Source organism: Rhodococcus sp. As11 (genome assembly GCF_048957735.1).
Lineage (GTDB): Bacteria > Actinomycetota > Actinomycetes > Mycobacteriales > Mycobacteriaceae > Rhodococcus > Rhodococcus gordoniae.
Genome location: NZ_JARDJE010000003.1, coordinates 352907 through 375991, shown reverse-complemented (window position 1 = coordinate 375991; position 23085 = coordinate 352907). Strand labels below are relative to the sequence as shown.

At 68.2% G+C, this 23085-nt stretch carries 19 protein-coding genes, 1 pseudogene and 3 riboswitches; of the genes and pseudogenes, 13 read left to right on the top strand and 7 right to left on the bottom strand.

Annotated features, from left to right (window positions below; all coding sequences use genetic code 11):
- Positions 1-29: 29 nt before the first annotated feature.
- Positions 30-1568, bottom strand: a pseudogene (locus PV766_RS06070) (alkaline phosphatase D family protein).
- A 129-nt stretch (positions 1569-1697) separates the two neighbouring features.
- A complete protein-coding gene (locus PV766_RS06065; protein WP_016934311.1) occupies positions 1698-2987 on the bottom strand; it encodes an adenylosuccinate synthase in 1290 nt (429 codons plus the stop codon).
- 253 nt (positions 2988-3240) lie between these two features.
- On the opposite strand from PV766_RS06065, the gene PV766_RS06060 reads away from it, so the two are divergent.
- A complete protein-coding gene (locus tag PV766_RS06060; protein WP_026003325.1) occupies positions 3241-3894 on the top strand; it encodes a hypothetical protein in 654 nt (217 codons plus the stop codon).
- 7 nt (positions 3895-3901) lie between these two features.
- Here the strand turns inward: PV766_RS06060 and PV766_RS06055 are convergent, their stop codons facing one another.
- Positions 3902-4480, bottom strand: coding sequence for a TerD family protein (locus PV766_RS06055; RefSeq protein WP_255161556.1), 579 nt, complete (start codon positions 4478-4480; stop codon positions 3902-3904).
- Positions 4481-4670: 190 nt separating this feature from the next.
- Here PV766_RS06055 and PV766_RS06050 point away from each other — a divergent pair, with 190 nt between their 5' ends.
- The 9 genes from PV766_RS06050 (at position 4671) to PV766_RS06010 (ending at position 13128) form a co-directional block, all read left to right on the top strand.
- Positions 4671-5738, top strand: a complete 1068-nt coding sequence (locus tag PV766_RS06050) for a glycosyltransferase family 1 protein (protein ID WP_421096664.1) — start codon at positions 4671-4673, stop codon at positions 5736-5738.
- Positions 5735-6820: a glycosyltransferase family 4 protein gene (locus tag PV766_RS06045; RefSeq protein ID WP_129977519.1), complete on the top strand. Its 1086-nt coding sequence runs from the start codon at positions 5735-5737 to the stop codon at positions 6818-6820. Before PV766_RS06050 ends, PV766_RS06045 begins: the two co-directional genes overlap by 4 nt.
- Complete coding sequence (locus tag PV766_RS06040; protein WP_421096653.1) at positions 6817-7815, top strand: glycosyltransferase; 999 nt, start codon at positions 6817-6819, stop codon at positions 7813-7815. Before PV766_RS06045 ends, PV766_RS06040 begins: the two co-directional genes overlap by 4 nt.
- Complete coding sequence (locus tag PV766_RS06035) at positions 7812-8639, top strand: glycosyltransferase family 2 protein (RefSeq protein WP_421096652.1); 828 nt, start codon at positions 7812-7814, stop codon at positions 8637-8639. Before PV766_RS06040 ends, PV766_RS06035 begins: the two co-directional genes overlap by 4 nt.
- 17 nt (positions 8640-8656) lie before the next feature.
- Positions 8657-8784, top strand: a riboswitch (cobalamin riboswitch).
- A gap of 35 nt (positions 8785-8819) precedes the next feature.
- Positions 8820-10019, top strand: a complete 1200-nt coding sequence (locus PV766_RS06030) for an ABC transporter substrate-binding protein (RefSeq protein WP_421096651.1) — start codon at positions 8820-8822, stop codon at positions 10017-10019.
- A complete protein-coding gene (locus PV766_RS06025; RefSeq protein WP_138844189.1) occupies positions 10016-11119 on the top strand; it encodes a FecCD family ABC transporter permease in 1104 nt (367 codons plus the stop codon). The genes PV766_RS06030 and PV766_RS06025 overlap by 4 nt, the downstream gene beginning before the upstream one ends.
- Positions 11116-11931 carry an ABC transporter ATP-binding protein gene (locus PV766_RS06020; protein WP_421096650.1) on the top strand — a complete coding sequence of 272 codons (816 nt, stop codon included), beginning with the start codon at positions 11116-11118 and terminating at the stop codon, positions 11929-11931. The genes PV766_RS06025 and PV766_RS06020 overlap by 4 nt, the downstream gene beginning before the upstream one ends.
- Positions 11924-12571, top strand: a complete 648-nt coding sequence (locus PV766_RS06015) for a (2Fe-2S)-binding protein (RefSeq protein ID WP_421096649.1) — start codon at positions 11924-11926, stop codon at positions 12569-12571. The genes PV766_RS06020 and PV766_RS06015 overlap by 8 nt, the downstream gene beginning before the upstream one ends.
- Positions 12568-13128, top strand: a complete 561-nt coding sequence (locus PV766_RS06010; RefSeq protein ID WP_129977526.1) for a DUF7676 family protein — start codon at positions 12568-12570, stop codon at positions 13126-13128. The genes PV766_RS06015 and PV766_RS06010 overlap by 4 nt, the downstream gene beginning before the upstream one ends.
- Before the next feature lie 85 nt (positions 13129-13213).
- Here the strand turns inward: PV766_RS06010 and PV766_RS06005 are convergent, their stop codons facing one another.
- Genes PV766_RS06005 through PV766_RS05990 form a run of 4 tightly spaced genes read right to left on the bottom strand, consistent with a single transcriptional unit; the run spans position 13214 to position 17218 of the window.
- Positions 13214-14044, bottom strand: coding sequence for an ABC transporter ATP-binding protein (locus PV766_RS06005; RefSeq protein WP_421096648.1), 831 nt, complete (start codon positions 14042-14044; stop codon positions 13214-13216).
- On the bottom strand, positions 14041-15111 hold the full coding sequence (locus PV766_RS06000; RefSeq protein ID WP_421096647.1) for a FecCD family ABC transporter permease: 1071 nt from the start codon (positions 15109-15111) through the stop codon (positions 14041-14043). Before PV766_RS06000 ends, PV766_RS06005 begins: the two co-directional genes overlap by 4 nt.
- Positions 15108-16193, bottom strand: a complete 1086-nt coding sequence (locus PV766_RS05995) for a FecCD family ABC transporter permease (protein WP_421096646.1) — start codon at positions 16191-16193, stop codon at positions 15108-15110. The genes PV766_RS06000 and PV766_RS05995 overlap by 4 nt, the downstream gene beginning before the upstream one ends.
- Before the next feature lie 8 nt (positions 16194-16201).
- On the bottom strand, positions 16202-17218 hold the full coding sequence (locus PV766_RS05990) for an ABC transporter substrate-binding protein (RefSeq protein ID WP_242496789.1): 1017 nt from the start codon (positions 17216-17218) through the stop codon (positions 16202-16204).
- 286 nt (positions 17219-17504) lie between these two features.
- Positions 17505-17644: riboswitch (cobalamin riboswitch) on the bottom strand.
- A gap of 221 nt (positions 17645-17865) precedes the next feature.
- Between PV766_RS05990 and PV766_RS05985 the strand changes: the two genes are divergently transcribed.
- The 3 genes from PV766_RS05985 to metE all read left to right on the top strand — a co-directional run bounded on the left by PV766_RS05985 (position 17866) and on the right by metE (position 23048).
- Positions 17866-18384: a hypothetical protein gene (locus PV766_RS05985; RefSeq protein ID WP_084421442.1), complete on the top strand. Its 519-nt coding sequence runs from the start codon at positions 17866-17868 to the stop codon at positions 18382-18384.
- A 309-nt stretch (positions 18385-18693) separates the two neighbouring features.
- Complete coding sequence (locus tag PV766_RS05980; RefSeq protein ID WP_421096645.1) at positions 18694-20196, top strand: PepSY-associated TM helix domain-containing protein; 1503 nt, start codon at positions 18694-18696, stop codon at positions 20194-20196.
- Positions 20197-20419: 223 nt separating this feature from the next.
- Positions 20420-20621, top strand: a riboswitch (cobalamin riboswitch).
- Positions 20622-20765: 144 nt separating this feature from the next.
- Positions 20766-23048 carry a 5-methyltetrahydropteroyltriglutamate--homocysteine S-methyltransferase gene (gene metE / locus PV766_RS05975; protein ID WP_421096644.1) on the top strand — a complete coding sequence of 761 codons (2283 nt, stop codon included), beginning with the start codon at positions 20766-20768 and terminating at the stop codon, positions 23046-23048.
- Positions 23049-23085 lie beyond the last annotated feature (37 nt).

Below are 23085 nucleotides of genomic sequence, written 5' to 3'. Positions count from 1 at the left end.
CCAGTATGCCCCGCGCCGCGCGGGCGGGATCAGGCCGGTGGATCGAGCACCTGACGGAACAGGACCGTCCCTCGCGAGTCGAGCAACTCGACCCGCATCTGCCTCGTCCCTCCGTCGATGAACACCTCCCCGAAGTGCTGATATCCGTCCATCGGTGAGGTGTTCGCCGCCGGAGGCGCGTGCACGAAGACGGCCTCGGGCCCGAACGTCCCGTCCAGTTCGTCGGGTCCGAAAGCACCCGCGTTGAGCGGTCCCGAGACGAACTCCCAGAACTCGTCGAAGTCGGTGAACGATGCGCGTTCCGGCGAATAGTGATGCGCGGCCGTGTAGTGCACGTCGGCGGTCAACCACACGGTTCCGGTGATGCTGCGCGCCTTGACCGCCGACAGGATCTGCGCGATCTCCGATTCCCGGCCCGACGGAGTGCCGTTGTCCCCGTTCGCGATTCCTTCGAAGGCCGTGTCGCCGTCAGGCACGACCAGGCCGATCGGGAGGTCGGCGGCGATGATCTTTCAGGTGGCGGTCGAGCGGGTGAGTTCGTCGATGAGCCACTGCGTCTGCGCGCTGCCGAGTACCTGCCCTGCCGCGCCGACGTTGGTGCCGTTGGCGTCCTTGTAGGTCCGCATGTCGAGTACGAAGACGTCGAGCAGCGGTCCGTACCGCACGACCCGGTGGATACGCCCGTCGACGGCCTCCGCCGGGTCGAGCGGAAGCCACTCGTGGAACGCACGGAAAGCCCGCTTCGCCAGGATGTCCACGTTCTTCTCGGTGTACTGCTCGAGATCCAGGATCTCTCCCGCGTACCAGTTGTTGACGGTCTCGTGGTCGTCCCACTGCACGATCTGCGCGACGGAGGAGTTGAACCGCCGGTAGTTCTCGTCCATGAGGTTGTAGGCGTACTGGCCGCGGTACTCGTCGAGGGTCTGCGCCACGGCACTCTTGGCGTCGGTGACGATGTTGCGCCAGATCCGGCCGTCCGATAGTTCGACGGTCTCCTTCAGCGGATTGTCGGCATACACGACGTCACCGGAATGTACGAACAGGTGCGGGTCGCGACGGGCCATCGTGTCGAAGATCGTCATCCCGCCGAGGTCGGGATTGATGCCGAAGCCCTGACCGGCGGTGTCGCCGGACCACTGCAGCCTGATGTCGCCCGGGGCGGCCGGCGCGGTGCGGAACAGACCCGTCACCGGTTCGGACGTGGCACCGTCCTCACCTTCGAGGACGACACGGTAATGCACCTGTTCGCCGGCCGGCAGTCCCGTCAGCCGCAGCCGGCCGGTTCCGTCCGTCTCGGGGGTCAGCAGACCACCCACGTGCCGCACGGGGTCGGTAAAGGATTCGGTGGCTGCAGTCTCCACGACGAGCCGCGCAGGCCGATCCGAACGCGCCCACACGAGCGCCCCGTCGGCCCGCACGTCGCCGGTGGCCACACCGTGGGTGAGGATCGGCCGCTCACGGACCAGGCTCGGCGTCGCACCGGAATTTCCCGACGAGCATGCCACCGCCGGAGTCGCGAGGGCTCCGAGCGCGACGGTGCGCAGCAGGGTTCGACGGGACACGTACATGCTTCTTCTCCAGGGTCCGACGGATTGTGCGGGACGAGCGTGCACAATCCGTGCGAACCGTCGGTGAACGGCCAGTGAGGGCCGGGCGCCCGTCCGACGACGAAATCGGAACGGCGTGAAGCTACCCCGTCAGCGGATGACGTCGCGCCGGACGATGGTCTCGTCGCGACCCGGCCCCACACCGATGCAGGAGATGTAGGCGCCGGAGAGCTCCTCGAGACGCAGCACGTAGTTCTGCGCGTTCTGCGGCAGCTCCTCGAAGGTGCGGGCATGGGAGATGTCCTCCCACCAGCCCGGCATCTCCTCGTAGATCGGCTTGGCGTGGTGCACGTCGGTCTGCGTCATCGGCATCTCGTCGATACGCACACCGTCGACCTCGTACCCGACGCAGATCGGCACGGTGTCGAGACCCGACAGCACGTCGAGCTTGGTGAGGAAGTAGTCGGTGATGCCGTTGACGCGGGTCGCGTAGCGGGCGATGACGGCGTCGAACCATCCCGTGCGGCGTGCGCGGCCGGTGGTGACACCGACCTCTCCGCCCTGCTTCGCGAGGTAGGCGCCGTGGTCGTCGAACAGTTCGGTCGGGAACGGGCCCGAGCCGACGCGGGTGGTGTAGGCCTTGAGGATGCCCAGCACCGTCGTGATCCTGGCGGGGCCGATACCCGAACCGACTGCGGCGCCGCCGGCGGTGGGGTTGGACGACGTCACGTACGGATAGGTGCCGTGGTCGACGTCGAGGAGCGTGCCCTGCGAACCCTCGAGGAGGATCGTGTCGCCGCGATCGAGGGCCTTGTTCAGTTCGAGGCGGGTGTCGGTGATGCGGTGCGTGAAGCTCTCCGCCTGCGCGAGCACCTCGTCGACGACCTGCTGCGGGTCGAGTGCCTTGCGGTTGTAGATCTTGACGAGCACCTGGTTCTTGAATTCCAGTGCGGCCTCGACCTTCTGGGTGAGGATCTTCTCGTCGAGCACGTCGGCGACCCGCACGCCCACACGGGCGATCTTGTCCTGGTAGCAGGGGCCGATACCGCGGCCGGTGGTGCCGATCTTCTTCTTGCCGAGGAAGCGTTCGGTGACCTTGTCGATGGCCACGTGGTACGGCATGATCAGGTGCGCGTCGGCCGAGAGCAGCAGACGGCTGGTGTCCACGTCGCGCTTCTCGAGACCTTCGAGTTCGGTGAGCAGCACACCCGGATCCACCACGACACCGTTGCCGATGACGTTGTTGACGCCGGGCGTCAGGATGCCCGACGGGATCAGGTGCAGGGCGAACTTGTCGCCGTTGGGCAGCACCACCGTATGACCGGCGTTGTTGCCGCCCTGGTAGCGCACGACCCACTGCAGACGTCCGCCGAGTAGATCGGTAGCTTTGCCCTTGCCCTCGTCGCCCCACTGGGCTCCGATCAGGACGATTGCCGGCATGTCGCGCTCTCCTCAGGCAGGTGTCTACGTGCGGGCGGTCTCGCCTGCAGGGTCCTGCCCAACCGGGCAGCAGCCGGGACCACAGTGTAGTCCACCCTCGGACGAGCGCGGATGACGGTCCGGCAGAACCGCCCGGAGCTGCGGCGCGCGGCGGCGGGTCGCCGACCCACCCGGCCACCGGCTTCCCATTACAGTGGACGCAGCCGAGAGCCCGACGAACCCGACCCCTCGAGGAGACCCGTTGACCCCGGTAGTGCTCAGATGCGGTGACGTGCCATTGCCGTTGGCGCTGACCCCCGTGACCGCACTTTCTGCGCCTGCCCTCCCCGAGAAGGACGACTTCGAGGACGTCTTCGCCCACCTCGAGTCGGTGGAGGACCCCCGCCTGGTCCTCGTGGGCGACGATGCGGCCTTCGCCGCGACCGTCACCCGCCTGATGCGCACCGAACGTCTCGACCTGGAGATCGCGTACGTCCCGGAGAAGCGCACCCCCGCCACCGAGGCCTACGGACTGCGGACGGGGTCCAAGGCCGCCACCGTCGCCCTCCAGGGCGTCGCGAAACCGCTGCCGCTCATCCGCGACGACGCCGGCATCGCCCTCGTCGGCCGCGCGTTGCTGTGCGGTGACGAGGACGAGGCGCTCGTCGGAGAGGCCTACGTCGACGACACCCGCCTGTTCTCCGGCACCGTGCCCGGCATCCGCGTCGAACCCACCCCGGCGATGCCCGGTCTTCGGGCCGCGATCGACCGGCCTCGCTGGTTCGGCGGATACAAGTGGCTGACGGGCCGGGCGATGCAGCTGGGTTCCCCCGCCACGGTCGTCACCCGCGACGGGGTAGCGAACCCCAGGGCCCTCAAGCGGTCGACCTTCTACCGGCACGACAAGAAGTGGAAGCTCGTCCGCTGAACCCTTCTCAGCCGACGTTCACGCCGTAATCCCGCGCGATGCCCGCCAGGCCCGACGCGTAGCCCTGGCCGATGGCGCGGAACTTCCACTCCCCACCGTGGCGGTACAGCTCGCCGAAGACCATCGCGGTCTCGGTGGACGCGTCCTCGGTGAGGTCGTAGCGGGCGAGCTCCCGGTTGTCGGCACGGTCGACGACGCGGATGAACGCGTTGCGCACCTGGCCGAACGACTGGCCGCGCGCGTCGGCATCGTGGATCGACACCGGGAAGACGATCGACTTGACCTCCGCCGGAACGGCGACGAGGTCGACGTTCACGCTCTCGTCGTCGCCCTCACCCTCCCCGGTGAGGTTGTCGCCGGTGTGCTCGACCGAGCCGTCGGGCGAACGCAGGTTGTTGTAGAAGACGAAATGCTGGTCGGACAGGACCTTGCCGTTCTCGCTCGTCAGCAGTGCGCTGGCGTCGAGATCGAAGTCCGCGCCGGTCGTCGCGCGCACGTCCCAGCCGAGACCCACCGTCACCGCCGTCAGGTTCGGAGCCTCCTTCGACAGCGAGACGTTGCCGCCCTTGGCCAAGCTCACACCCATACCGAATCCTCTCGCTCGATGATCGTTGCTAACCGCCACCCTAGTGAAGACCGGACGAGTCGGGCAGGGACGTGTGAAGACCATCCCGCGGGGGTAGCCGCAGGGCACCGGACGATGGCCGGGGACGGCGTTCCCGGCCATTCGGCGTGTACGGCGAATGTCGCACGAGGGAGAAGAGGGGTCGGCTGTGGTGATTCGGGTCGCGTCGGTACCTGCGTCGCACGTCTACGTCCGGCACCTCGCGTGCCCGGAGGGTGACGACGTGATCCGGTTGGCGGACCCGATTCCGGCCGACGGCCGCAAGGTGCCCGGTGGCTGGTGGCCGCCGTTGATGCTCGAACCGGGCTGGGTGAGCGACCACCACGAGGAATTCGACGTCTTCCACGTCCATTTCGGCTTCGACGCGATCGGCGCGGAACAATTGCAGGACGTCGTCGCCGAACTCGCCGAGCATCACAAGCCACTCGTGTACACAGTCCACGATCTGCGCAATCCGCACCACCCGGAGCCGGGCGAGCACCACAAGCAGCTCGACGTGCTGATTCCCGCTGCGGACGAACTGATCACCCTCACACCGGGCGCCGCCGAGCAGATCCGTCTGCGCTGGGGGCGGAAGGCGACGGTCCTGCCGCACCCGCACGTCGTCGAGCAGCCCTGGCTCGAGCGACCGCGCCGTAACGACGGACCGTTCGTCGTCGGGGTCAACGCGAAGAGCCTGCGGGCGAACATGGATCTGTTCCCCGTACTCGACACGCTCGCCGAGACGATGCGATCCCTGCCGGGCGCCGTACTGCAGATCGACGTGCACGACGAGGTCTTCGATCCCGACAACGCGTACTGGTACAACCCGGAAGCCGGGTCGCGCATCCTGCGGTACGGCGAGCAACCCCACGTGGACGTGCGTGTTCATCCGTACTTCTCCGACAACGAACTGTGGCAGTACCTCTCGGACCTGTCGGTGTCGGTGCTGCCCTACCGCTTCGGCACCCACTCGGGCTGGCTCGAGGCGTGCTACGACCTCGGCACCGCGGTGATCGCCCCGAGCTGCGGCTTCTACGGTGAGCAGCGCCGGTGCGGCGTGTACACCTTCGACGAGAACACCTTCGACGCCGACTCCCTCGACCGTTGCGTGCGTGAGTTGTACGAGACCAGGGATTTTCCGCGAGCTGCCTGGCCGCAACGCATGGATGAGCGTCGTGCACTCGCCCGTGCGCACCGCGACATCTACCTACGCGCGACGGGAGGGCGGAACGGATGACGTCGCCCTCGTTGCGTGTAGCCCTCATCGCGTCCAACAGATATCCGATTCGCCAGCCCTTCGCGGGCGGACTCGAAGCACACGTGTGGCACCTCGCGCACGCGCTCGGCAAGGACGGGCACGAGGTGACGCTCTTCGCCGCACCGGGCTCCGACCCCACACTTCCGGCCGAGTTCCTCGAAGTGCCCTCGTTCGAGGTCGGCGAACTCGCGCGAAGCGACGTGTCGATGCCGCCGGCGGACGGTTTCCTCGGCGACCACCACGCCTACCTGTCGCTGATGCTCGATCTCGCAGGGCCGTCGGCCGACGCCTTCGACGTCGTGCACAACCACAGCCTGCACTACCTGCCGATCGCGATGGCCCGGACACTGCGTACCCCGCTGCTGTGCACCCTGCACACGCCGCCGACGCCCTGGCTCGAGTCGGCGATGGCCACACCGGGTGGATGTCCGGGCACATTCGTCGCGGTCAGCCGCCACACCGCGGCGGCGTGGGAACACGCCACCCCCGGTCCGGTCGCGGTCGTGCCCAACGGCGTCGACCTCGGGGCATGGCCCGTCGGCCCGGGGGGTGACGACCTGATCTGGTTCGGCCGCCTCGTACCGGAGAAGGGTGCACACCTTGCGATCGAGGCCGCGCGGCGAGCCGGCTACCGAGTGCGGATCGCCGGGCCGATCAGCAACCGCGAGTACTTCTCCCGACACGTCGAACCGTTCCTCGGCCCCGACGTGACCTACCTCGGTCACCTGTCCCAACCCGATCTCGCTGCAGCGGTGGGAAATTCGGCGGCGTCTCTCATCACCCCGCAGTGGGACGAGCCGTACGGGCTCGTCGTCGCCGAGTCCCTCGCGTGCGGGACACCCGTGGTGGCCTTCGCTCGCGGCGGGATCCCGGAGGTGGTGGACGAGAGCAGCGGATGCCTCGTCGCGCCGGACGACATCGACGACCTCGCTGCGGCGGTGCCCTGCGCGGTCGGCCTCTCCCGTTCCTCCGCCCGGGCCCGCGCGGAGGAACGCTGTTCGGAACGCACGATGGTCGACGCGTACGTCTCGCTGTATCGGGAGCTCGCAGGAGCGGCATGATCGGCTACTACATCCATCATCACGGGCACGGGCACCGTACCCGTGCGAGCAGCATCTGCGCGCATCTGCAGGCGCCGGTGACGGCGTTGTCGTCGGCACCGCTCGGCAGCGCGTCGGATGCCTTCGACGACGTGGTGCTGCTCCCCCGCGACGACCTCGCCGTCGGCACCGCACAGGACCCGACGGCCCACGACGTCCTGCACTGGGTTCCCAGCCATGACGACGGTCTCCGCGAACGCATGCACGCGCTGGGTTCGTGGATCGCCGCGACGCGGCCGAGCCTGCTGGTGGTGGACGTATCGGTGGAAGTGACGCTCCTCGCCCGGCTGTACGGCATCCCCGTGGTGGTGCTGGCGATGCCGGGCGAACGCACCGATACCGCGCACACACTCGCGTACCGCATCGCCGACCACATCGTCGCGCCGTGGGCACAGGAGATCTACGACCCGCACTGGCTGCGCCCGTATATGGACAGGACATCGTATGTCGGGGGCATCAGCCGGTTCGACGGTCGTCCGGCACCCACCCGACCGTCCGCCGAGAAGCCGCGGGTGCTCGTGATGAGCGGCAGCGGCGGGTCGTCGATCACGGTCGATGATCTGCTCCGCTTCTCGGCCCGCTTCCCGGAGTACACGTGGGAAGGTCTCGGGGTCGCCGGGGGTCCGTGGGTCGACGACCCGTGGCCCGTCCTCGCGGGAGCCGATGTCGTGATCGGGCACGCGGGACAGAACACCGTCGCCGACATCGCGGCCGCCGCACGACCTGCAGTCGTCATCGCCGAACCCCGTCCGTTCGACGAACAGCACTCCACCGCAAAGGCTCTCGAGAAGTCCGGCCTGGCAGTGGGACTCGACGGCTGGCCCGGCCCCGGACGTTGGCCCGAACTGATCGAATGGGCACGCGGTCTCGACCCGATCGAGTGGAAACGCTGGCAGGTCGATGGCGCTGCGGCGCGGGCCGCCGCAATCCTGGACGAGCTCGCGGGGGCGCCGTGACCGTCTCGGTCGTCACCGTCGCCGCCGGTCGCAGCACGCATCTGCGGCGGCAACTCGACGGCCTCGCGCGCAGCACCCGAACACCCGACGAGCACATCGTCGTCGCGATGGGTGATCAGGAGGTCGCCGATGTGGTCGCTGCTGCGAAATCGCCGGCGCGGGTGGTGCCGATGGATGTCGGTTCCGGGCGCCTACCGGTCGCGGAAGCACGGAATCTCGGAGCCCGCGCGGCGTCGTCCGACCTGCTGGTCTTTCTCGACGTCGACTGCATCCCGTCCCCCGAGCTGCTCGAACGGTACATCGACGCAGCCGTGCGCCATCCCGCCGCGCTTCACTGCGGTCCCGTCACCTACCTGCCCGAGCCGGGACCCGGCGGCTACGACCTCGCCCGGCTCGGTGACTCCGTCGATCCGCACCCGGCCCGCCCGTTTCCACCCGACGACGAGATCGTGCTGAACGACGCACACGAGATGTTCTGGTCGCTCTCGTTCGCAGCCCGGCCACTCGTATGGGACCGTATCGGCGGCTTCTGCACCGCGTACCGGGGGTACGGCGGGGAGGACACCGATTTCGGTCAGAAGGCCGCGCGCGCCGGAGTCCCCATGGCATGGGTCGGGGGCGCCCACGCCTTCCACCAGTACCACCCGGTGTCGACTCCGCCGGTCGAGCATCTCGACGACATTCTCGTCAATGCCACACTGTTCCAGCAGCGTTGGGGCTGGTGGCCGATGCGGGGCTGGCTCGACGAATTCGAGCGGACGGGACTCGTCTCCTTCGACCCCGACACGCAGCGGTGGACGAAGGTGCGGACGACCGGCCCGTGAAGACTCTTCGTGCCGTGTGCTAATTTCGGCACCGTCATTGCGACGACGCACGAGGAAGCCGGTGTGATTCCGGCGCGGTCCCGCCACTGTGACCGGTAGAGCGATCTCCGGGAGCCAGATACTCACGTCGCCGTACCTCCTTGCCCGGGGCGGACTTCCCCGAGAGAGGGTGTCATCGCCATGCGTATACGCGCAGCCTTTCCGACGCTCCTTGTCGCGCTGACCTCCGCAAGTCTTCTGCTCGCCGGATGTTCGCCGGCCACATCCGACACCGAGAACGCTGCCTCGGACGGGTGTATCACCGACTTCGACCCCTCGGTCGACTATTTTCCCGACAAGTCCGAGATCGTCGACGCCGAGAACTTCTCGATCACCTACGAGAAGAGCTACCAGGTACTTACCGTCGACGAGCCGTTCACGGGTGCACAACCCGAGTCGTACGTGCTGGTCAAGTGCGGTGCACCTGCCCCGGAGCTGTCGGGCGATCTGGCCACGGCCCAGCAGATCCAGGTGCCGATCACGAGCCTGTACTCCGGCTCGACCACCCATCTGCCACTGGTGACCGAACTCGACGAGCTCGATGTGCTCACCGGCGTCTCGAACGGTTCGTATGTCTCCGACACCGCTGTGATCGAACGCATCGAGTCCGGTGACATCGCCGAATACGCAGCGGGCGGCACGATCGACACCGAAGCCGTCGTGCTGGCCGCGCCCGACGTGGTGATGACCGGCGGCACCGACGACCCCGCCTACACGCAGCTGCGCGAGGCCGGGATCGGCGTGGTCGCCAACGCCGAATGGCTCGAAGCTTCCCCGCTGGGACGAGCCGAGTGGATCAAGGTGATGGCCGCGCTCACCGGTAAGGAGGCCCAGGCCACGCAGGTCTACGACAGCATCCGAGATCGGTACCTTGATGTCGCAGCGAAGACCGCCGACGTCGAGGCAGCGCCGGTGTTACTGGGCGGAATGTCGCAGGGCACCTGGTACATGTCCTCCGGCGGTAGCTATATGGGCCGGCTGTTCAGCGATGCCGGTGCCCGGTGGCCGTGGCAGGACGTGACGACCACCGGTTCGCTTCCCCTCGACTTCGAGGCCGTGGTCGCCGAGGCCTCCGACGCCCCCACCTGGCTCGTAGTGAACAACAGCTGGAACTCGATCGGTGATGCCCTCGCCGACGACGAACGCTACGGATCACTGACCGCGGCCGCTGCGGGCCGGGTCTGGAACGCCAACAAGGCACTCGGGCCGAACGGTGGCAACGACTTCTACGAGCGCGGTGTGCTGCGCCCGGATCTGATCCTGTCCGATCTCGTCGCGATCCTGCACCCCGATCTTCTTCCCGGCCACGACTTCACGTTCTACCGGCAGCTACCGGCATGACGTCGGTGCTGACCACCTCGGAGGTCACGGTCGATCAGCGAACTGCAACATCCGTGCGGGTGGGTCGCGTCACCGTCACGTTCGTGGCACTGGCGGCCGCGATCGTGGTCGCGGCAGTGCTGTCGGTGATCCTCGGATCGGTCACCGTTCCGCTCGACGAGACGCTGCGGGTGCTGGTCGGCGGTGTCGCGACCGACGCCCGGTGGGACATGGTGCTTCGTGATCTGCGTCTGCCGCGTACCGTCACCGCGCTTGCGGTGGGTGCGGCCCTGGGGATCGCGGGCCTGCAGATGCAGACGCTCTTCCGCAATGCCCTCGCCGACCCGTTCATCCTCGGCGCGAGCTCCGGCGCGAGCCTCGGCGTCGCCGTCGTAGTGGTCGCCGGGGGTGGCGGCGCCGGCGGATTCACGGCCGGGCTGGCAGGCCTCGGACGTGCCGGGGTGGTGATCGCCGCCGCGCTCGGAGCGGCAGCGGTACTTCTGTTGATCGTGCTGTTGTCACGGTGGGTGAAATCGGCTGTGACCTTGCTGTTGATCGGTGTGATGCTCGGCTCGGCAACCACCGCCGTCGTGTCCGTCCTCCTGGTCTACGCGGATCCGCAGCGCAGCCAGCAGTTCCTGGTGTGGGGCCTGGGCAGCTTCACGGCTACAACCTGGTCCGATTTGAGGCTGTTGGTCCCCGTGGTGGTCGGCGGGATCGCCGTCGCCCTGCTCACGGTGCGTGCGCTCAACGCGTTGCTGCTCGGTGAGGGATACGCCCGTTCGATGGGCATCGACATCCGGACCGTCCGGTTGACGACGGTGGTGTCGGCAGCATTGCTCGCCGGGGCCACCACGGCCTTCTGCGGGCCGATCGGCTTTCTCGGTCTCATCGTTCCGCACTTGGCCCGCATGGCATTCGGAACCTCGGATCATCGGGTACTCCTGCCGGGGGTAGCCCTGCTCGGAGGCCTGGTGGCCGTGATCTGCGGAATCGTGAGCCAGATGCCGGGGACCGACACCGTCTTCCCGCTCAACGCCGTCACGGCGCTCGTGGGTGCTCCCGTGGTGATCGTGGTGCTGATCCGATCCCGGCGCGGAGCACTGGGAGCAGCGCTGTGACCCCCGCGGGTGTGGAACTGCGCGACCTGACCATCGGCTACACCCGCCGCCGCGCCCTGCGCTTGAGCGCGGTCACGACGATCGCCGCGAACATCACTGCCGTCGCCCGCCGCGGTGAACTGACAGCCCTCGTCGGCCCCAACGGCGCCGGCAAATCGACTCTGCTGCGCACCCTGTGCGGACTGCAACCCCCGTTGAGCGGGCAGGTATTCATCGATGGTGACGATCTCGCGACGGTGCGCCCCGCCGAGCTGGCGACCCGCATCTCGGTGGTCCTCACCGAACGCATCGACCCGGGGCTGCTTACCGTGCGCGAACTCGTCGCCCTCGGCCGAACCCCACATCTGCCGGCCAGCGCCCGACTCTCACCCGAAGACCGGGCCGCGGTGGACCGGGCCCTCGACGCCGTCGGTGCCGTGCCCCTGGCTTTGCGACAGTTCGCCGAACTGTCCGACGGCCAGCGCCAACGCGCCCTCACCGCCCGGGCGCTGGCCCAGGATCCGTCATTGCTCGTGCTCGACGAACCCACCTCCTTCCTCGACGTGCCCTCACGGGTCGAACTCGTCGACGTCCTCGGACGCCTGGCGCGCGAGCAGAATCTCGCGGTGGTGATGTCCACCCACGAACTCGAACTCGCAGTACGGGTGTCCGACCGGATGTGGCTGCTCGACTCGGACCGCACACTGACATGCGGCACCCCCGTTGCCCTGGCCGAATCCGGCCGTATCGGAGCGGCGTTCGATCGCGGACGCATGCGGTTCGATCCTCGCAGGATGGTGTTCGACCTGGAAGCGGAGGACAGCCGTGTCTGATGCGATCGGGGTTCTCGAGCGAATCGCCGTATGGAGCCCGTACTTCCGCGTGAGTACCGGACCTGCCGACGGCAGGTGGCGTCCCACCGCAGATCTGGCCGACCCCGCGACCCGCGCCGCTCTGGTGGCCGATACTGCCGCGCGGATGGGCACCGACGAACCGCGCGTGGCCGCATCGACCCTCTTCTTCGGATACGTCGCACGCGTGTGGTCGGTGGCGATCGGTTCCGTCGTCGACTCCGGACGATGCATCCGGCTCGATCCCGGGCAACTCCTGTGGCGTAACGACGCCGGACTGCACCTGCACATCACCGAACCCGGATTCGGCGACGACATCGTGACGGAAGTCCTCGACCGCCAGATCGAACCCCTCGTCCGTGCGTGGCGCGACGTGGTGGCAGGCGGCCTGCTGTGGGGCAACACGGCATCCGCCCTGATCGGCGCCGGACGGGTGATCGGTTCGGCTGCACAACCTCTCGTCGGTGCTGCACTGTCCGATCCGCGTCTCGCCGAAGCCCTCGACCCGGCGACCGGCCGACGTCGCAGCTGCTGCCTGTACTACCGCACGCCCACCGGCGGGGTGTGCGGCGACTGCGTCTTTCCCACCCCGCCGAAGGACCGCTCGAAGGAGATTCCGTGACAGTCGTTTTCGATCCCGAGATCATCGATACCGAGGACGGCGGGCGCGAACAGCGCTGGCCCCTGCCGACCGACGAGGACAGCCTGCTGCGCCTGATCCGGCTGTTGTTCGAGAACTACTGGAACGACATGTGGTTCGGTCTGCTCATCGAAGGTTCGGCGCTGGAGGTCGCGGCCCCCGACGCGCCGAAGAAGATCGGCATGTACGACGGGTACGTCACCGTCGATTTCGGCCGGTGGCATTTCCATCTGTGCATCGGCGAACACACCGCGAGTGGGCCGGAACTCGGCCGGATCCGCCGCTGCGGCCGCGCCGAGCTGTACCGCAGGATCGGCAGGGACGACACCGTCACCTCCTGGGGTCTGCGCATGTTCAACGGCCGGGACGAGCAGATGCTCACGATCATGCTGCCCACCCCGTTCCTCACCAACACCCAGCAGCTGACGGAGGAACCGGTCTGGGAACACCTCGAGGCGTGGGACCGCATCCGCGCGGAGTTTCTGGGATTGGACCCCGATCCGCGCGACCGCACAGGCAGGGGGTTCCGGCACACATGAGAGGCGCGCCCGCTCCTGCTGCGGCGGCCTCCAGCTCCCCGCAGGCATCGACCTCGCGGATACATGCCGGCCGGAACGCACCCGGTCACCGGGCGGGCTCGATGTCGACCGAGCGGTGGGGCAGGACCAACGGAGTGCCTGCGACGGGATCGGTGATCACGGTGGCCTCCACACCGAAGACCTCGCGCACCATCTCGGGAGTGATGACGTCGCTGGGCTGTCCGGCGGTCACCAGCGTCCCCGCTCGCATGGCCACAAGGTGATGGGCATAGCGACTGGCCATGTTGAGGTCGTGCAACACCAGCACGATGGTGCGTCCGAGCCGGTGGTTGAGGGAAGCGAGCAGGTCGAGCACCTCGATCTGATGGGCCAGGTCGAGGAAGGTCGTGGGCTCGTCGAGCAGCATGATCTCGGGATCCTGGGCCAACGCCAGCGCGATCCACACGCGCTGGCGTTGGCCACCCGACAGTTCGTCGATCGGGCTCTCGGCCAGATGGTCGACGCCGGTCGCCGCCAGTGCGACAGCCACCGCCCGGTCGTCTTCGGCACTCCACTGACGGAACCACCGTTGATGGGGATGCCGGCCCCGGCCGACGAGATCGGCGACGGTGATGCCGGCCGGGGCGAGGGGCTGCTGCGGCAGCAGACCGAGGGTGCGGGCCAGCGTGCGCGCCGGCATCTCGGTGAGCTCGGTACCGTCCAGAAGGACTCTGCCGTGCTGCGGCGACAGCAGACGGGCCAGGCCCCGCAGCAGCGTCGATTTGCCGCACCCGTTGGGTCCGACGATCGCTGTGATACGGCCGGCAGGCAGGCTCGTGGTCACCTGGTCGACGATCAGCGAGGAGCCGTAGCCAAGGCTGAGCTGCTCGGTCGTCAACGAGACCGACCGGGTCGTGTGTGCTGGCTGCGGTGTCATCCGGCGGCTCCGATGCGGTGGGCGCGGGCGAGGAGGTAGAGCAGGACCGGCGCTCCGAGGATCGCCGTGAGGACTCCGACGGGCATCTCCGACGGCGCGAAGATCGAGCGGCCGGCCAGATCGGCGCCGACCACCAGGAGGGCGCCGACGGCAGCAGAGGGCGCAAGGCCGACCTGCCGCTCGGCGAGGATGCGGCGGGTGATCTGCGGCGCCACCAGGGCGACGAATCCGATGGGGCCGGCAGCTGCGGTCGCCATCGCGGCGAGAACTACTGCAATCAGCAGCAACAGCACCTTGCGGCCTCGACCGGCTCCGCTCAGGGTACGGGTGAGGTCGTCGCCGAGCTCGAGCAGCCGCAGGTGCCGCGACCCCACGATCAGGGCCGGGACCGTCGCCGCCAGCGCGATGACGATGATGGTCACGTGCAGCCCGCTGCGATCGGCCAGGCTGCCGGTCAGCCAGGCGGCGGCACTCATGGCTCGGTGGATGTCGGAACGGGTGAGCAGATAGGAGACAGCCGAGGAGAGCATCGCTGCGACACCGATGCCGACCAGCACCAGCCGGAAGCCGTGCAGACCGCGACGGTAGGCGATGAGCACGATCATCAACGCAGCCAGAAGCGCGCCGGCCAGCGCACCGAACACGAGCTGCAGACCGCTGCCCCCCACGACGAGCAGCACGGTCAGTGCGCCCATCGCGGCCCCGGAGTTGATGCCGATGATGTCGGGGCTGACGAGCGGATTGGCGGCAATGCGCTGCAATATGGCCCCCGAGAGCGCAAAAGCCGCGCCGACACCGAGCCCGGTCAGTGCCCGGGGCAGGCGGTCGCCCAGCACGACCTCGCGCTCGATGAGGGTGCCTCCGCCGCCCACGATGGTGAGGGCGTCGGAAACCGAGATCGGGTACACCCCGAGGACCAAGGAAGCCGTGGCGACCGCAACGGCGGCCACGCCGGCGAGGACGGTGAGCAGCACCGAGGAGCGGCTGACCCGAAAGGAGACCGAGGTACCTCGCGGGGTCACCGAGAGCGTGTCGCGGGTCGGACCGCGGCGCACCGGCGAACTCATGTGCCGACCACCTTGCGGTTGCGGACCAGGTAGAGGAAGAACGGGGCGCCGACCAGGCCGGTGATGATTCCGACCTGCAGCTGTTCGGGCCGGACCAGGACGCGTCCGAGGATGTCGGCGATCAGCAGCAGCATGGGCGCGAGCACGATGGTCCAGGCGAGCACCCAGCGGTAGTCCGGGCCCGTGATCATCCGTGCGATGTGGGGTACCACGAGCCCGATGAACCCGACCGGACCCGCGATAGCGGTGGCGCCACCCGCAAGCAGGACTACGGCGAGAGCACCTGCGGTGCGGTCGATCCACATACGGGCACCGAGGCTGCGGGCGAGATCGTCACCCAGAGCCAGAGCATTCTGCGCGCGGGTCAGGCCCACGGCAAGGACGACGCCGGCAGCGATGAACGGCGCCACCGCGGCCAGAGTTTCACTGTCCGAACGGGTCAACGATCCCACGACCCAATAACGGAAGTCCTCCATCGTGGAGGCGTCCTGGAGCGTGATCATCGTGGTGACCGCGCCCAGGAGCGCGGTGAACGCCGACCCGGCCAGCGCGAGCTTCACCGGTGTGGCACCACCCGGCCCGAGCGAGCCGAGCAGGTAGACGAACACGGCGGCCACCGCGGCTCCTGCGAAGGCGAACCACACGTAACCGGCAGCGCTCATGATGCCGAGACCGACCATCGCCGAGACCACCGCCAGTGCCGCACCGGCGTTGATGCCCAACAGGCCGGGCCCCGCCAAGGGGTTGCGGGTCAGACCTTGCATCACCGCGCCGGCGACACCGAGCGCCATCCCGGCCAGCAGCCCGGTCACGGTCCGCGGGATGCGGATATATCGCACCACACGCTCGACGTCACTGTCCGCTGATCCTGTCACGGCCCCGGCCACGTCGGAGACACCGACCGGCAGGGTGCCGAACAGGACCGAGCCGAGGGTCGCGGCCACCAGGACAATCGTGGCCACCGCGAGGCCGAGCAGACGAGTACGGTTGCCGCTCAGCAGGCCGGAACGCACGACAGGCGCGCCGGCAGCCGTGGCCGGACCGCCCGCAGATCGCTCTGGGGTCGTTGCCGCCGTCGTCACCGCCTACCTCACTCGCCCCCGTCTTGTCCGGTCTCGTCCGGGACGGCCGGGAACAGGTCGGGATGCAGCAGCGAGGCCAGCAGCTCGATTGCATGGGCGATGCGGACTCCGGCGGCGCGGTCGGCGAACAGGAACGGATGCACGGCACCGTTCCGCACGGCCGACAGGCCCGCGAGCGCCGGGTTCTGCATGATCGTCTGCGCCTCCTCGGCGCCGTCCTGGCGGGTATAGGAGGCATCGCAGCAGGTGCTGGTCACGATGACATCGGGGTCGCGACGGATCAGCTCTTCGAGGTCGATCGCGACGTGGCGTCGCTCGACAAGGTCGGCAAAGGCGTTCACACCCCCTGCCTGCGCGATGATCCGGTTACCGAAGTCGATGCCACCGGCGACTCGGATGCCACCGCCCTCGTCGAGCAGGACGATCGCGACGCTCGGGCGGTCCGCCCCGGCCAGCACCTGGTCGACCGCCGCGATGCGCTGCTGTTGGTCGGCAATGACCTCCTCGGCGCGCTCCTCGACGTCGAACAGGGCCCCGAGGTCGCGCAGGTCGTCATAGATCGTCTCGACGCTCACGGTGGCGGGGTCGATCGCCTCGTCCGACAGTCCGTCCGCGCTGGGGCACAGCGGGCTGAGGATCCAGCTCTGAATGCCGAGCCGGGCCAGACTCGCCCGCGTGCCGAAGCTCTCGTCGCCGGCGCCGTCCTCGGTGAACACGTTGTTGTAGCCCGACAGGACGAAGTCGGGCCCGGTGGCCAGAAGCGCCTCACGGCTGGGGAGCTTCTCGACGTACGGCACCTGCTCCTGGGCATCTGCGTACTCGGGCAGCACCTGAGCGTCGAGGAAGGCGGTCTCGATCAGACGATCGCTGATCCCCAGCGCATGCGCGATCTCGATGGCCGGCTGGTAGGCGGCATACACGCGCTCCGGTGGCGCTTCCACGGTGACATCGATCCCGCAGTTCTCGACGGTCATGGAGTCGGCCGACGCGGCGCTCTCCTTCTCGCCTGCGCTACATGCGCTCACGCTGATCAGTGTCAGACATGCAGCGGCGACGGTCAGTGTCCGACAGTTCAGCGAAGTCACGCGGCGGCCTCCCTCTCGATGTGCTGGGGGACTCGGCACTCGGGCAGCATCGAGGCAGGGAGGGGGCCGGTCGCAGCGACCCGATCACCGATTCCCGGTGCGTGGGCGCTCGCGATGGCGCGCCCTCCGGCAGGAGCCGGACGCCGAGGAGGCACAGCGGAGACAGAATGAGAGAGAGATGGGTGCACGGCTTCGCGCAGCCTTTCTCGGGGTATGCCGCCCCGATGCCGAAAGGTACGAATGGGGTGAGTATCTGGCTCGCAGACGCTTGTCGAAGCGCCGCTCACAGTGGCGGTACCGCGCCGGATTCACACCGGCTTCCTCGAATCCCATTGCGATGGACGCACCGAGGCTAGCAGGAGCCGGCCATGCCCGATTTTCCGGCTCGGCCGAAGTAGCCGAAGTAGGAGCCGGACGCGGTGCAGGTCGGTGGTGGTGCAACGCCACTCGAACGGCGTAGCGGTCGTGTCCTGTTCGTCGTCGGTACCACCGCGGTGCGGGAGGCCGCCGTCATCGCCATGCCCTGTCCGGAACCGGAGAACAGACCAGAGGGGCATCACCGTTATCCTCGCGGGGTGGACTCACGGATGCCGGTGCTTGCGCAGGTGCGCGGTGCTGCCGTGGCGTCGGTGTCGGGGGCGGTGAGTATCGCTGCCCACGGCATGGCCGGTGGCGGCATGCCGCCGAGCCAATCAGCAGTGGTGCTGCTGCTGGCCGCGTGCGCGGGTGTCGGTGCCGCGGTCGCCGCCTTCGACGTGCGCGACCGGAACCGGACGTTTCTCCTCGCGGCGCTGACCGCCGGACAGGTGGTCGGGCACACCACCCTCACGGTGGTCGACGACCACGCGCACGATCTGGGACTGTCGTCCGCGATGTTCGCCACCCACCTTGCCGCTGTTGCGGTTTCCGCGGCTCTGGTGCGCGCCGTCGAAGGTGCGTGCCTGCACGTACTGGCGGCCTTCACCCGCGTGCTGCTGGTGCTCGTTTCTGTCCCGCCGGTGCAGACCGTCGTGTGGTCGGCGACGCCGATCCATCGGGCGACGCTGTCGCTGTGGTTGTCGGCCGGCACCGCTGCCGGTACGCGCGGACCGCCGACCGCTGCGTAGTCGGTTTCCCTCCCGATCACTCTGCTGCGCCCGTCACCGGCGCGGGAGAACACGCGATCACCGGCGGCAGGGCCGACCTCACTCTCTTTCCGCCGTCCCGCCTCCGCCCTCCACCGGAGGGTCGAACGCAGGGCGTGCGTGCCCTCAGCGGCGTCCACCGGATTCGATCTGCCCGAGTCCCCCGATGCCCGCTTTCCTGACGGCGGCTTCGTCGACCGCATCTCCCGTGGCACACGTACTTCCACGTGAACCCACCCGGGAAACGCGCAGACGGCGACCGCCTTACGACAGCCGAATCGAGACACACTCATGTCCGTTCCCGAACTCGACCGCGGTACAGACGCCGCGGACGACACCGCCGCGGCACACGCCCGGCCTGCAACGAAGAACCCTCCGCCGCTTCGCAGCATGCGGCCGCTGATCATGCGACTTCACTTCTATGCCGGGGTTCTGATCGCCCCGTTCCTGCTCATCGCGACGATCAGCGGTGGCCTCTATGCGATCGCTCCGACTCTCGAACAGGTGCTCTACCGCGACCTCCTGCACGCGGACACCTCCGGTCCGGCATTGCCGGTCGCCGATCAGGTACGGGCAGCTCGACAACTACGGCCGGATCTGACCGTCTCGGCGGTGCGCCCGGCCTCCGAAGCCGGTGAGACGACCCGGGTGTTGTTCACCGACCCGTCGTTGGGGGAATCCGAACGCACCGCGGTGTTCATCGACCCGGTGACCGCATCGTCGACGGGCGAATCGGTGGTCTACGGCAGCAGCAGCGCACTGCCGGTACGCACCTGGATCTCCCAGCTGCACCGGCATCTCCATCTGGGAGAGCCCGGCCGGCTCTACAGCGAACTCGCCGCATCCTGGCTCTGGGTGGTTGCCCTCGGCGGGATGTATCTGTGGGTGCAGCGCTATCGGACACAGCGCATGCGGGACATGGAATCTGCCCGTCTGCTGACCGTCGACCGCAACGCGCAAGGACGGAAGCGCACTCTCGGTCGGCACGGTGCTACCGGCATGTGGATCGTCATCGGATTGATCTTCCTCTCCGCCACCGGGTTGACCTGGTCGAAGTACGCCGGTGAGAACATCGGTGAGCTGCGCACCACGTTGAGTTGGACCACCCCGTCCACAGATGCCGCACTCGGTGCCTCCGCTGCCGCCGGGTCGGGGGGACACGACGACCATGGTGGACACGGCGTCGCGTCCGCCGACCCTCGGACACTCGACCGCACCATCGACTTCCTCGACGCGGCGCTCATTCTCGCGGCCGAGAACGAAGTCGGCGGCCGAGTCGAGATGAGCATCCCGGCCGATGAGCACACCGCCGTCACCGTCACCGAGACACGCCAGCCCTGGCAGTTCGCCACCGACGCGATCGCGATCGACCCCACCACCGGGGCGGTGACCGACGTGAACCGGTTCGCCGACTGGCCCCTGGCCGCCAAACTCACCGCCTGGGGTATCGGACTGCACATGGGCATTCTGTTCGGCCTGCTCAATCAGCTGGTGCTGCTCGGTCTCGCGATCGCCTTGGTCACGGTCGTCGTGTACGGCTATCTGATGTGGTGGGAGCGCCGCCCTGCGCGCGGATCGCGCCGGGTCCCCCGTCCCCCGCTGCGCGGTGCGTGGAGGCGTGTCCCTCCGGCCGCGGCAATCGCAGTGGTGACTGCGACAGTAGTCGTCGGCTGGTTCGTCCCGTTGCTCGGACTGAGCCTGCTCGCTTTCCTCGTCGTCGACGTCGTCGTCGGTCTCCTGCAGCGCCGACGCTCGCCCGAGTCCTCCCACGAGGCGGCCTCCGCGACCGGCTGAGTCTCGTCGTCCCGGCTCGTCGGCTCGGACCCTGCCACGGGGTCCGAGCCGACCCGGCGGTCCGACTCTTCCGGATTCATTCACGGAAGACTGCATTCCGGTCTCGGAGGTCGTCGTCGAGTCCACACGTCCCGACAGTGGGGACGACCCTTGTATAGTCGGCGCTGCGATCGGTTCGCCGCATGTCGTCGTGAGGAGCCCCGAAGACCTCGTGTGCGCGCCGAAGCACCCGATGCCGACAGGTATCGGGTGTGAGAGGGAACCCGGTGGGAATCCGGGACTGTCCCGCAGCGGTATGCAGGAACGACCGCCGTCACCCAGCACTGGACACCGAGTCCGGGAAGCGACGGCCACTAGGTCCATCTCGACGGAGTCGGGATGGGTGCCTGCAAGTCCGAAGACCTGCCGATCGTGTCGGGCACGCCGTGCCCGGCGGTATGCCGCCTCGTGGAATGGGCGCGTGCACCGATCGGCAACACCTCGACCACGGGTCGAGATCACGGGGCTCGTTTCGGGATGCGCGTACGTCGGGCGGTAGACCACCAACGACGAACACCGGAGAAAACCTGATGTCTGCTCCGACAGCATCCCCGTTCACCGCCACCGTGCTCGGATCCGCGCGAATCGGACCGAACCGCGAACTGAAGAAGGCCACCGAGGCCTACTGGGCCGGGCGCCTCGACCGCGGCGGCCTGGAATCGGTTGCCGCGCAACTCCGCGCCGACACGTGGTCACGTCAGCACACGGCCGGGCTGGACTCGATCCCGGTCGGGACGTTCTCGTACTACGACCACGTCCTCGACACAGCAATCATGCTCGGGGCGTTGCCTCCCCGGGTCGCGGGTATCGCCGACGACCTCGACCGCTGTTTCGCCGCAGCGCGCGGGACCGACGATATCGCCCCGCTCGAGATGACCAAGTGGTTCGACACCAACTACCACTACCTCGTCCCCGAGATCGGACCCGGCACCGTCTTCGAACTCGACGCCACAAAGATTCTGGGTGAGATTGCGGAGGCACGCGAGCTCGGTGTGCCGGCCCGCCCCGTCGTCCTGGGCCCACTGACCTTCCTACTGTTGTCGAAGCCCGTCGACGGGCAAGGACCGCTGCTCGATCGGGTCGACGAGCTCGTTCCCCACTATCTGGACCTGTTGGCGCAGATCGCCGACACAGGGGTCGACTGGGTGCAGCTCGACGAACCGGCGTTGGTCCGCGACCTCGACAGACCTGCTCTCGATGCGATCGGACGGGTGTACGACGCCCTGGCGCAAGCACAGAAGCGGCCGGCGATTCTGGTCGCGTCGTACTTCGGCAGCCTCGGGCCGGCGCTGGAGCGACTCGCACACACCGGAGTCGAAGGCCTCGCCGTCGACCTGGTCGCCGGTACCACCACCGGAATCGCAGGTCTGCCCGAACTCGCCGACAAGCTCGTGGTCGCCGGTGTCGTCGACGGCAGGAACGTATGGCGCACCGACCTCGAACAGGCCTTGTCGACGCTGGCCACACTTCTCGGTTCCGCAGCGACCGTGGCGGTGTCGTCGTCGTGCTCACTACTGCACGTGCCGTACACGATCGATACGGAACCGGATCTCGACGAGTCGCTGCGCACGTGGTTGGCCTTCGGCAACGAGAAGGTCTCGGAGATCGTCACTCTCGCCACCGCTCTGCGTACGGGACGCGACGCCGTCACCGACGAACTCGACGCTGCCCGTACCGCCGCACAGGTGCGGACCTCGGATCCGCGCCTGCGCAACGATCGGGTGCGCGGTGTCCTCGCATCGATCTCCACCGATCGCACCCGCACACCCGCCGACCGTCGGCGCGAGATCCAGCGTCGCCATCTCGATCTGCCGTTGTTGCCGACGACCACGATCGGCTCGTACCCGCAGACGACCCGCATCCGGGTGACCCGCGCAGCGCTGCGCGCAGGCGAGATCGACCACGACGAGTATGTGCGGCGGATGCGGGACGAGATTTCCGAAGTGGTTGCGCTGCAGGAGGAACTGGGACTCGACGTTGTGGTGCACGGCGAACCGGAGCGCAACGACATGGTGCAGTACTTCGCCGAGCAGCTCGACGGGTTCTTCGCCACCGCCAACGGCTGGGTGCAGTCCTACGGCACGCGGTGTGTGCGGCCGCCGATCCTCTACGGTGACGTCGCACGCCGCGCGCCGATGACCGTCGAGTGGATCGTCTACGCCCAATCCCTCACCGACAAGCCGGTCAAAGGCATGCTCACGGGCCCCGTCACGATCCTGGCGTGGTCGTTCGTCCGCGACGATCAGCCGCTCGCCGAGACCGCCGACCAGATCGCGCTCGCCATTCGCGACGAGACCGTGGACCTGCAGGCCGCCGGGGTGCGCATCATCCAGGTCGACGAACCTGCACTTCGTGAACTCCTGCCGCTGCGCGCGTCGGAACAGCCCGACTACCTGAAGTGGGCGGTCGGTGCATTCCGGTTGGCGACATCCGGTGTCGCCGACTCCACGCAGATCCACACCCACCTGTGCTATTCGGAGTTCGGAGAGGTGATCGAGGCGATCGCCGGACTCGACGCCGATGTCACGTCCATCGAGGCGGCCCGCTCGCACATGGAGGTCCTCGACGATCTCGACACCGTCGGGTTCGACCTCGGTGTGGGCCCCGGCGTGTACGACATCCATTCGCCGCGGGTGCCGACCGAGGACGAGATCACAGCACTGCTGCGCACGGCTCTGCAGGCAGTGCCCGCCGACCGACTGTGGGTCAACCCGGACTGTGGGCTCAAGACCCGCGGTACGACGGAGGTCACGGCCTCACTGGCGAATCTCGTCGCCGCTGCCGCCACCGTGCGTGCCGAGCTGAACAGATAGCTACCGCACCACGAAGGAGGTCCTCGACGATGTCCGC

Coding starts and splice junctions, on each gene's coding strand:
- PV766_RS05980 (WP_421096645.1), top strand. CDS start 18,694: ATGTCCGTTCCCGAACTCGACCGCGGTACAGACGCCGCGGACGACACC.
- PV766_RS06030 (WP_421096651.1), top strand. CDS start 8,820: ATGCGTATACGCGCAGCCTTTCCGACGCTCCTTGTCGCGCTGACCTCC.
- PV766_RS06055 (WP_255161556.1), bottom strand. CDS start 4,480: ATGGGTGTGAGCTTGGCCAAGGGCGGCAACGTCTCGCTGTCGAAGGAG.
- PV766_RS06025 (WP_138844189.1), top strand. CDS start 10,016: ATGACGTCGGTGCTGACCACCTCGGAGGTCACGGTCGATCAGCGAACT.
- PV766_RS06065 (WP_016934311.1), bottom strand. CDS start 2,987: ATGCCGGCAATCGTCCTGATCGGAGCCCAGTGGGGCGACGAGGGCAAG.
- PV766_RS06005 (WP_421096648.1), bottom strand. CDS start 14,044: ATGACACCGCAGCCAGCACACACGACCCGGTCGGTCTCGTTGACGACC.
- PV766_RS06045 (WP_129977519.1), top strand. CDS start 5,735: ATGACGTCGCCCTCGTTGCGTGTAGCCCTCATCGCGTCCAACAGATAT.
- PV766_RS05985 (WP_084421442.1), top strand. CDS start 17,866: ATGCCGGTGCTTGCGCAGGTGCGCGGTGCTGCCGTGGCGTCGGTGTCG.
- PV766_RS06000 (WP_421096647.1), bottom strand. CDS start 15,111: ATGAGTTCGCCGGTGCGCCGCGGTCCGACCCGCGACACGCTCTCGGTG.
- metE (WP_421096644.1), top strand. CDS start 20,766: ATGTCTGCTCCGACAGCATCCCCGTTCACCGCCACCGTGCTCGGATCC.
- PV766_RS06040 (WP_421096653.1), top strand. CDS start 6,817: ATGATCGGCTACTACATCCATCATCACGGGCACGGGCACCGTACCCGT.